General features: G+C 73.9%; 9 protein-coding genes and 1 pseudogene. 4 read left to right on the forward strand and 6 right to left on the reverse strand.

Features of this window, described 5'->3' with window-relative positions; translation table 11 throughout:
• Positions 1-400 precede the first annotated feature (400 nt).
• Both KBX37_RS36170 and KBX37_RS35090 read left to right on the forward strand, forming a co-directional pair.
• Positions 401-535 (forward strand): annotated as a pseudogene (locus KBX37_RS36170) (class F sortase); the annotation flags it as partial.
• Positions 536-666: 131 nt separating this feature from the next.
• Complete coding sequence (locus tag KBX37_RS35090) at positions 667-816, forward strand: class F sortase (RefSeq protein ID WP_247659418.1); 150 nt, start codon at positions 667-669, stop codon at positions 814-816.
• A gap of 78 nt (positions 817-894) precedes the next feature.
• On the opposite strand, the gene KBX37_RS32280 is transcribed toward KBX37_RS35090, so the two are convergent.
• The 5 genes from KBX37_RS32280 to KBX37_RS32300 all read right to left on the reverse strand — a co-directional run bounded on the left by KBX37_RS32280 (position 895) and on the right by KBX37_RS32300 (position 4509).
• On the reverse strand, positions 895-1245 hold the full coding sequence (locus tag KBX37_RS32280; RefSeq protein WP_210779622.1) for a DUF2203 domain-containing protein: 351 nt from the start codon (positions 1243-1245) through the stop codon (positions 895-897).
• Between the two features lie 95 nt (positions 1246-1340).
• On the reverse strand, positions 1341-2159 hold the full coding sequence (gene proC / locus KBX37_RS32285; RefSeq protein ID WP_210779623.1) for a pyrroline-5-carboxylate reductase: 819 nt from the start codon (positions 2157-2159) through the stop codon (positions 1341-1343).
• Between the two features lie 73 nt (positions 2160-2232).
• On the reverse strand, positions 2233-3261 hold the full coding sequence (locus tag KBX37_RS32290; RefSeq protein ID WP_210779627.1) for a 6-phosphofructokinase: 1029 nt from the start codon (positions 3259-3261) through the stop codon (positions 2233-2235).
• A gap of 179 nt (positions 3262-3440) precedes the next feature.
• The gene (locus tag KBX37_RS32295; RefSeq protein WP_210779624.1) at positions 3441-3944 is read right to left on the reverse strand and encodes a pyridoxamine 5'-phosphate oxidase family protein; all 504 of its coding nucleotides are present in this window, start codon (positions 3942-3944) and stop codon (positions 3441-3443) included.
• Positions 3945-4011: 67 nt separating this feature from the next.
• Positions 4012-4509, reverse strand: a complete 498-nt coding sequence (locus KBX37_RS32300) for a polyadenylate-specific 3'-exoribonuclease AS (RefSeq protein WP_210779625.1) — start codon at positions 4507-4509, stop codon at positions 4012-4014.
• A gap of 283 nt (positions 4510-4792) precedes the next feature.
• Here KBX37_RS32300 and KBX37_RS32305 point away from each other — a divergent pair, with 283 nt between their 5' ends.
• Positions 4793-5485: a Crp/Fnr family transcriptional regulator gene (locus KBX37_RS32305; protein ID WP_088961072.1), complete on the forward strand. Its 693-nt coding sequence runs from the start codon at positions 4793-4795 to the stop codon at positions 5483-5485.
• A gap of 57 nt (positions 5486-5542) precedes the next feature.
• On the opposite strand, the gene KBX37_RS32310 is transcribed toward KBX37_RS32305, so the two are convergent.
• Positions 5543-5758: a hypothetical protein gene (locus KBX37_RS32310; RefSeq protein WP_154943926.1), complete on the reverse strand. Its 216-nt coding sequence runs from the start codon at positions 5756-5758 to the stop codon at positions 5543-5545.
• A gap of 161 nt (positions 5759-5919) precedes the next feature.
• On the opposite strand from KBX37_RS32310, the gene KBX37_RS32315 reads away from it, so the two are divergent.
• Positions 5920-8809, forward strand: a 2890-nt coding sequence (locus KBX37_RS32315; protein ID WP_210779626.1) for an adenylate/guanylate cyclase domain-containing protein, incomplete at its 3' end; no start/stop codon positions are given.

Here is an 8809-nt window from a genome sequence, read left to right on the forward strand (position 1 = left end):
GCGGGGTGCCGGCGGGAGCCGGTGGGCTGGCCGGGCGCGGGCTCGGTGCGTACCCGATGGTGGCCGGCGCCCTGCTCGCGGCGGCCGTGGTGGTCGGGGCGGCGCTGCTGGTGCGACGCCGGCGGCGACCGGTCTGGTGACCACCCGGCCCGGCTTCGCGATCCGGCGGCACCGTGACCGCCGGGCGCCGCTGGCCGCGCTGGTCGCGGCCGGCGCTGCGGTCTGCCTCGCCGCCGGCACCGGCGTCGGGCTGGCCGACGAGGCCGCGCCGGTGCCACCGGCGAGCTGGCGGCCGGGCTGCGCCGACGGCTGCGCGACGACCGCCGCGCCGCTGCCCGCGCCGCACGGTCCCCCCACCCGGGTACGCGTCGCGCGGATCGGCGTCGACGCCGACCTCGCGGTGCTCGGGCTGGACGCGGCCGGCCAACTGGTCCCGCCGGCCGACCACGACCGGGCCGGCTGGTACGGCGGCGGCCCCGCGCCCGGCGACCCGAGGCCGGCGGTGATCGCCGGCCACCTCGACTCCCGCCGGGGACCGGCCGTCTTCGCCCGCCTCGGTGAGCTGCGCGCGGGCGACCGGATCGAGGTCTGGCGCGGCGGCACCGACTGGCCTTCCGGGTCACCGGGTCGCTGCGCACCCGCAAGGACGCCTTCCCCACCGCCACCGTGTACGGCCCCACCCCCGGCCCGGAGCTGCGCCTGGTCACCTGCGGCGGTGCCTTCGACCGGCGCACCGGCCACTACCGGGACAACCTGGTGGTCTTCGCGGTCGCCGCGCCGTCGGCCGACCCACTCCCCCGCTCGGCGGCCGACTGAGCGGTCAGACCGGTCGGCGGCGGCGGTGCGCCGGACCCGTCGGCGGCTCTGCGGGGACCGGTCGGGGTCGGCGGTGCGTCAGACCGGCCGGCGGCCGGCGAAGCCACACTCGGCGCGGTGGTACCAACGCACGTCGCTGTCCCCCTCCAGCCAGCACCACAGCACCGGCCGGCCGTCGCGTTCGCCGGGGAAGTCCAGCAGCACCGGGGCGATGCCCTTGACCTGGATGTCGTGGGAGTTCAGCTCCTCCAGCACGGCGTGCAGCCGGGCCTCCAGCCCCTTCACCTCGGCCCGGCCGCCGAGCACCGAGACCCCCGAGGACGCCAGGTCGGCGCGGAGTTCGGCGAGGTCGGCGCGGAGCCGGATCAGCTCGTCGACGCGGGGGCGCAGGGTGGCCACCAGGTGACGGGCCTGGGCGAGAGTGAACACCCGGCAAGTATGGGCCACCGGGACGTCCTCGACCGGTCGAGCCCGCGCTCGGACCACCCCGGGACCGGTGTGCCCCGGCCTCCCGCCGGCGGGGCTCAGTCGGCCTGGGCGGCCAGCTCGCGGGCCCGGTCGCGGGCCGCCTCCAGCGCCGCCAGCATGGCCGCGCGGACGCCGTGGTTCTCCAGTTCACGGATGGCGGAGATGGTGGTGCCGGCCGGCGAGGTGACCGCCTCGCGGAGCTTGACCGGGTGCTCCCCCGAATCGCGCAGCATCACCGCCGAGCCGATCGCGGTCTGCACGATCAGCTCGTGCGCCACCTGCCGGGGCAGGCCGAGCAGGATGCCGGCGTCGATCATGGCCTCGACCAGCAGGTAGAAGTACGCGGGACCGGAGCCGGAGAGCGCGGTGACCGCGTCCTGCTGGGACTCGGGCACCCGGATGGTGGCGCCGAGCGGGGTGAACATCTCCTCGGCCAGCTCCAGGTGCGCGCCGGTGGCGTGCGCACCGGCCGAGATGGCGGTCATCGCCTGGTCGACCAGGGCCGGCGTGTTGGTCATCACCCGGACCACCGGGGTGCCGTCGGGCAGCCGGCGGGCGAAGAAGCCGGTGGGCAGGCCGGCGCAGAGCGAGATGACCAGCTTGTCCGGCGGAACCTTGGGGCCGATCTCGTCCAGCAGGGTCGCCGCGTCCTGCGGCTTGACCGAGATCGCCAGCACCGCCGCCTCCTCGACCGCGGTGAGGTTGTCGACCACCCGTACGCCGTACCGGGCGGTCAGCTCCTCGGCGCGCGCCGGCCGTCGGGCGGTGGCCAGCAGCCGCTCCACCGGCCAGCCGGAGCGCAGCAGCCCGGAGAGCATCAGCTCGCCGATCTTGCCGGCGCCGATCACGGCGACCGTGTGCCTGCCCGGTGCCATCGCTGTGGTACCCCTTCCGTCACGGTGGCCGGCGGCGCGGCGGGTGCTCCGCCGCGCCGCCGGCACCGGTCGATCAGCTGCCGAAGAAGACCTCGGCCTCGGCGTACCGCTCCAGCGGCACGGTCTTCAGCTCGCGGGTGGCCTCGGCCAGCGGCACCCGGACGATGTCCGTGCTCTGCATGGCGACCATCTTGCCCCAGTCGCCCTCGTGCACCGCGTCGATCGCCTGGAGGCCGAGCCGGGTGGCGAGCACCCGGTCGAAGGCGGTCGGGGTGCCACCGCGCTGGATGTGCCCGAGCACGACCGTGCGGGCCTCCTTGCCGGTCTTGGCCTCCAGCTGCTCGGCGAGCCACTGGCCGATGCCGCCGAGGCGGACGTGGCCGAACGAGTCGAGCTCCTGGTTGTGCAGCACCATCTGGCCGTCCAGCGGCTGGGCGCCCTCGGCGACCACCACGATCGGGGCGTACTGGTGCTGGAAGCGCTTCTCGACGTACCCGGCGACCTGGTCGACGTCGAACTGCCGCTCCGGCAGCAGGATCACGTTGGCGCCGCCGGCGAGGCCGGCGTGCAGGGCGATCCAGCCGGCGTGCCGGCCCATCACCTCCACCACCAGGGTGCGGTGGTGGCTCTCGGCGGTGGTGTGCAGCCGGTCGATGGCCTCCATCGCGATGTTGACCGCAGTGTCGAAGCCGAAGGTGTAGTCGGTGGCGCCGAGGTCGTTGTCGATGGTCTTCGGCACGCCGATCACGTTGACGCCCAGCTCGTGCAGCTTGGTGGCCACGCCGAGGGTGTCCTCGCCGCCGATCGCGATCAGGGCGTCAACGCCCTGCGCGGCGAGGTTCTCCTTGATCCGCTCCACCCCGTTTTCGATCTTGAACGGGTTGGTCCGGGACGAGCCGAGGATGGTGCCGCCGCGCGGCAGGATGCCGCGGACCTCCGCGATGCCCAGCGGCCTGGACAGGCCCTCCAGCGGGCCCTTCCAGCCGTCCTGGAAGCCCACGAACTCGTGATCGTAGGTGGCGACGCCCTTGCGGACCACCGCCCGAATGACCGCGTTGAGACCTGGGCAGTCGCCGCCGCCGGTGAGCACGCCGATACGCATGATCTGCTCATCCTCCTGGAGCATCAGGTGAAGCCCGGATAAGCCCCAGGATATGTGTCAGATCAGACCATCGGCGCCATTGCCGGCCCGGGGCGGGCCGTCAGTGCGCACTGTAGTCGGCGCGGGTGTCCGCCGACACCGCGCCCCGGCCCGTCCCACCGGCCGAACCGGGCTACCGGTCAGTAGCTGACCTCGTGGTTCTCGCCCGCCTTCGGCGGCCTGCCGGTCACCGCCGCCCGGGCGAACCCGAGCAGGTTGACCACCGCGCCGCCCGGCGAGTCCCAGTACTCGGCGGAGTTGGCGTGCACCTTGATCAGCGTCAGGCCCGGGGTGTCGAGGCCGTCCGGGAACCAGGTCTTCAGCAGCGGGTTCCACAACTGCTCGGCCTTCGCCCGGTCGTAGCTCTCCTGGGCGGTGCCGGAGACCGACACCCAGGCGTCGTGCCGCTGGTCGGAGAAGGCGACGTTCACCTCCGGGTTGACCCGGATCTGGCGCACCTTCGGCGAGTCCGCGTAGGCGAAGAACCACAGGTCGCCGTCGAACTCCGCCTCCTGCAACCCCATCGGCCGGCTCACCATCCGCCCGTCCACGCCGATGGTGGTCAGCATGCAGATCCGAGCCTGCCGGATCAGCTCGGTCACCCGGCGGCGGGCGTCGGCGGCGCTGGTCGGGTCACTACTCATCGTGAACTCCCTCGCATCGGCTCGTCGAACCGGTGCCCAGGACAGAACGGGTCAAACCCGCATGGCCTCACCGGCCCGTCATCGCCCGCCAACGCGCCAGGTTGTGCCGGGCGTCGACCAGGGCGTCGTGCCGGTCGGCGTCGGCGTCGGGCAGCTTCGGCCGACCCCGGTCGTCCCAGAGCTGGCGCAGCTCCTTGGTGAACCGGGGGATCTCCCGGGGCAGCGCCGGCATCGCCCCCCAGAGCTGCGCCAGCACCACGTGGTCGTACGCCGCGTACCAGGCCCAGAGTTCGAGCTGCTCGCCCGGGCGGTCGCGGATCGGCTCCAGCAGGAATTCGTAGAGGTCGTCGCGGATGCGCTCGCGCGAGCGCCAGGCGCGGTCGGCCGGGGACGGCAGCTTGTCGAGCACGTTGCGGCGCACCCAGGGCACGGCGCGGGAATCGTCGAACTGGGTGGAGACCGCGTAGAACTCGCGGCCGTACTCGTCGACGACACCGATCGACACGAGGTCGACGATGAGGCCGTCCTCGATGAATTCGCAGTCGTAGAAATAGCGGTAGACCATCGCGCCAATCCTCGCGTACGCCCGGCGGCCTCCGCCGCCCGGGTCCGTTCCCGACCGGCTCCCCACCCTTGCCACGGGGGCGAAACCGCACCTCAGCCGGCACCCCGACCCCGACCGGCGGCGTCACGCAGACGATTTGAGGGGTGTACAGCAAGCGACTGGACCGTCATGATCTGATGTGTACCGCTACCGGACGCCGAATTGGTGTCAGTTCACCTCTTCAGGGGCCGTCAGGTTCACCCGGTGAGCGAGTTGTGGTCCTTGACCGGGGAGGGGTTGGGCCGTGGAGATGCGCCTGCCGGAGCCGGGTGACGCCCTCACGGGCGTGGAGATGTTCGCCGGGCTGGAGCCGGAGGTGCGGCAGCGGGTGATCGCCGCGGCGGTGCCGCGCACGTACCGCAAGGGCCAGCTGCTCTTCGTGGAGAACGACCCGGGCGAGTCGCTGATCGTGCTGCGCCGGGGGGCGGTGGCGGTGTTCCGCACCGCGCCGACCGGCGAACGGGCGGTGCTGTCGGTGATCCGGCCGCCGGACGTGCTCGGCGAGGTCTCGCTGCTGGACGCCTCCACCCGCTCGGCGTCCGCCGAGGCGATCGAGGACAGCGCCGCGCTGGCCCTGTCCCGGCCCGCCTTCATGGAGCTGGTGCACTCCAACCCGCGCATCCTGGACGCGGTGATGCGGTCGCTGGGTGGCCTGATCCGCCGGCTGACCGAGCAGAACGCCGACCACGTCTTCCTGGACCTGCCCGGCCGGGTGGCCAAGACCCTGGTCCGGCTGGCCGGCGAGAGCCAGGCCCCGATGATCACCATCGAGCTCAACCAGAGCCAGCTCGCCGAGATGGCCGGCGGCTCCCGGCAGAGCGTCAACCAGGCGATCGGCTCCTTCGCCAGCCGCGGCTGGCTGCGGACCGAGGGTCGCCGGATCGTCGTCACCGACGTGTCCGCGCTGCGCCGCCGGGCCGGGATGAACGACCGCTGACCGCGCGACGCGGCCGGGCGCTGCCTGCGCCGGCCGCGTCGGCTCACTGCCCCCGGCTCACGGGGTGGTGCTGGTCGGCCCCGCCCAACTGGTCGTGGTGCCGGTCGGCCCGGCCCAGTCGGTGCCGTCCTTGCCGCCACCGGACTGCTCGCTGACGATCCCCTCGGCCTGCAGCACGGCCAGCGTGGCGGCGTCGACGTCGACCGACTCCCCCGCGGAGTGGGCGACGCCGTCACCGTCGGTCCAGTCGCTCTCGAGCTTCACATACACCATGATCTCTCCCCTTGATCATTGATGGGATTTTGGCCGCCTGAATGTAGCTCTCCCAACCGGCCGGAGGAGTGTCCACAAGCCAACAGCCCGGTACCCGACAGCGCCGGCAACGGCGATACTTACGGTGGACACCGGGCGACGACCGGCAGGCAGACCACCCAGTGGAGGGCGTCATCTCCGCGCAGTGTGACCGTTGTGGACGTACCGCCGCCGACGGCGACCGCTTCTGCGGTGGCTGTGGGACGGAGCTGGGTGCGCTCTGCCCGCACTGCCTGCGGCCGCTCGCCACCGACGCGGTGTTCTGCACCTCGTGCGGCGCGCCCCGCGCCGGCTCCGGCCGGCCCGTCGCGACCCCGCAGGAGGACCGCCGCCGGGTCAGCGTGCTCTTCGTCGACCTGATCGACTTCACGCCGTACGTCGAACGGGCCGACCCCGAGCAGGTCCGCGGCATGCAGACCGGCTTCTTCTCCGCCGCCAAGCGGGTCGTCGGGCAGTACGGCGGCGTGGTCGAGAAGTACATCGGCGACGCGGTGATGGCGCTCTTCGGCGCCCCGGTGGCCACCGAGACCGACGCGCTGCGCTGCGTCCGGGCCGGGCTGGAGCTGCAACGGGTGCTCACCCGGTTCGCCCCCACCGGCGCCGACGAGCTGCGCTTCCGGGTGGGCGTGGCGACCGGCGAGGCGCTGGTCGACGTGGCCGCCGCCCGCGACGGCGGGCAGGCCATCGTCGCCGGCGACGTGGTCAACACCGCCTCCCGGATGCAGTCGGTGTCGCCGCCCGGCGGCGTGCTGGTCTGCGGCACCACCCACGCGCTGACCAAGGACGCCATCCGGTACGCCGAGCAGCCGCCGGTCACCCTGCGCGGGCGTTCCTCGCCCACCGAGGTCTGGCTGGCCCTGTCCCCGGTACGCCGGCAGCCGACCGACCGGGAACCCGACACCACCCCGCTGATCGACCGCGAACACGAGCTGGGCCTGCTGGTCAACGCCCTGCACCGGTCGCTGCGGGACCGCCGCCCCCAGGTGGTGACGCTCTTCGGCCGGGCCGGCATCGGCAAGAGCCGGCTGATCCGGGAGCTGTACCGGCACTCCGGGCGGCTGGTCGACGAACCGGTGAGCTGGCGTACCGGGCGGTGCCCGCCGTTCGGCGAGAACGTCACGTTCGCCGCGCTGGCCGACATCGTCAAGACCGAGGCCGGCATCCTGGACACCGACCCGGCCCCCACCGCGTCCCGCCGGCTGAGCGCGGCGGTGGCCGAGCTGGTCGGCCCCGGCGAGCGGGACCGGCTGGTCGACGCGCTGCGCCCGCTGGTCGGGCTCGCCGGCGTCACGCTCCCCGCCGAGGAGACCGAGTCGGCCTGGCGTCGTTTCCTGCTGGCGCTGGCCGCCCGCCGCCCCACCGTGCTGGTCTTCGAGGACCTGCACTGGGCCGACGACGCGATGCTGCGCTTCGTCGAGCTGCTCGGCGCCGCCGCCCGGGACGTGCCGCTGCTGCTGCTCTGCACCGCCCGCCCGGAGCTGGTCGACCGGGACCCGAGCTGGGCGGGCACCATCACCGGCTCGGTGACGATCACCCTCCCGCCACTGCGCGACACCGGCATCGCCTCGCTCTACGCGCACATGTTCGGCCAGGCGGCCTTCTCCGCCGACATGCTCAGCCCGCTGATCGAGGTGGCCGGCGGCAACCCGCTCTACGCCCACGAGTACGTACGGATGCTGATCGAACAGGGCGCGCTGCGCCAGTCCGGGCGGGGCTGGTCGCTGGAGAAGCACCTCGACCTGCCGATGCCGGAGAGCGTGCACGCGGTCATCGCCAACCGCGTCGACCTGCTCGACGCCAAGGACCGCGCGGTGCTGCTGGCCGCCTCGGTGGTCGGCGTGCAGTTCTGGCCGGGCGCGGTGGCCGCCGCGCTGGGCCAGCCGGTCGAGTCGGTGGAGCGGTGCCTGCGCCGGCTGGAACAGCGCGACTTCATCCACGAGCAGGCGGCGTCCACGATGGCCGGGCAGCCGGAGTTCCGGTTCCGGCACGTGCTGGTGCGCGACGTCTGCTACCAGCGGCTGCCGCGAACCGAGCGGGTGGCCCGGCACGAGCGGACGGCCGGCTGGCTGGACGCGCTGTCGCAGAGCCGGGACACCGACCTGGCCGAGGTGCTGGCGCACCACCGCTGGGCGGCCCACGAGATCGCCCGCACGCTCGGCATGCCGATCCAGCGGTACGCCGGCCCCGCGCGGGCCGCGCTGCACCGGGCGGCCCGCCGCGCGTACGCCCTGCACGGGCTGGACGCCGCGGCCAGCCACGCGGGCCGCGCCCTCGGCCTGGCCGACGACAGCGACCCGGTCGACCGGCTGCAACTGGAGCTGCTGAGCACCGAGATCTCGTTCTACCGCGACGGCAACGCCTTCCTCTCCGGCGGCGGCCCGGAGCAGCTGCACGCGCTGGCCGACCGGCTGCTCGCGCACGGCGACGACGCCTGCGCGGCCCGGGCCTGGACGCTGCTCGGCCAGGCCGCCTGGCTGCGCGCCGACCGCAGCGCCGCGGTGGCCTGCCTGGACCGGGCGGTCGCGCTCTTCACGCCGCTGCCGGACAGCGCCCAGAAGGCCGACGCGCACGCCGAGCTGGGCCGGCTGCACATGCTCAACTACGAGCGGGACGCGGCGGTGGCCGCCGCCGAGACGGCGGCCGGGATCGGCGAGCGCCTGGGCCTGGCGGAGATCCGCACCAACGCCCGGATCACCGCGGCCACCGCTCGCTACCAGGCTGGCGACCGGGCCGGCCTGGACGAACTGCACGCGCTGGTCGAGTTGAGCCGGACCCAGCAGCTGCTCGCCCTGCCCCGGGCGCTGCAGAACCTCGCCTTCGCGCTGCGCGAGGAGGGCGACTGGTTGCGCTCCGACGCGCTGCTGTCGACCGCGCCGGCCGCCCGGGGCAGCGGGCAGACCCTCGCCACCAGCTACTCGGGCGAGGCGATGCGGGCCTACTTCGACGGGGACTTCGGCCGGCTGCTGGCCGCCGCCGACGCGTTCGTGGACACCCCCACCGGCGGCTGGGACA

Source organism: Micromonospora sp. U56 (genome assembly GCF_018070095.1).
Lineage (GTDB): Bacteria > Actinomycetota > Actinomycetes > Mycobacteriales > Micromonosporaceae > Micromonospora > Micromonospora purpureochromogenes.

Bases quoted from the DNA above. Each gene is read 5' to 3' on its own strand.
- KBX37_RS32295 (WP_210779624.1), bottom strand. From the start codon at position 3,944: ATGAGTAGTGACCCGACCAGCGCCGCCGACGCCCGCCGCCGGGTGACC.
- KBX37_RS32310 (WP_154943926.1), bottom strand. From the start codon at position 5,758: ATGGTGTATGTGAAGCTCGAGAGCGACTGGACCGACGGTGACGGCGTC.
- KBX37_RS32290 (WP_210779627.1), bottom strand. From the start codon at position 3,261: ATGCGTATCGGCGTGCTCACCGGCGGCGGCGACTGCCCAGGTCTCAAC.
- KBX37_RS32300 (WP_210779625.1), bottom strand. From the start codon at position 4,509: ATGGTCTACCGCTATTTCTACGACTGCGAATTCATCGAGGACGGCCTC.
- proC (WP_210779623.1), bottom strand. From the start codon at position 2,159: ATGGCACCGGGCAGGCACACGGTCGCCGTGATCGGCGCCGGCAAGATC.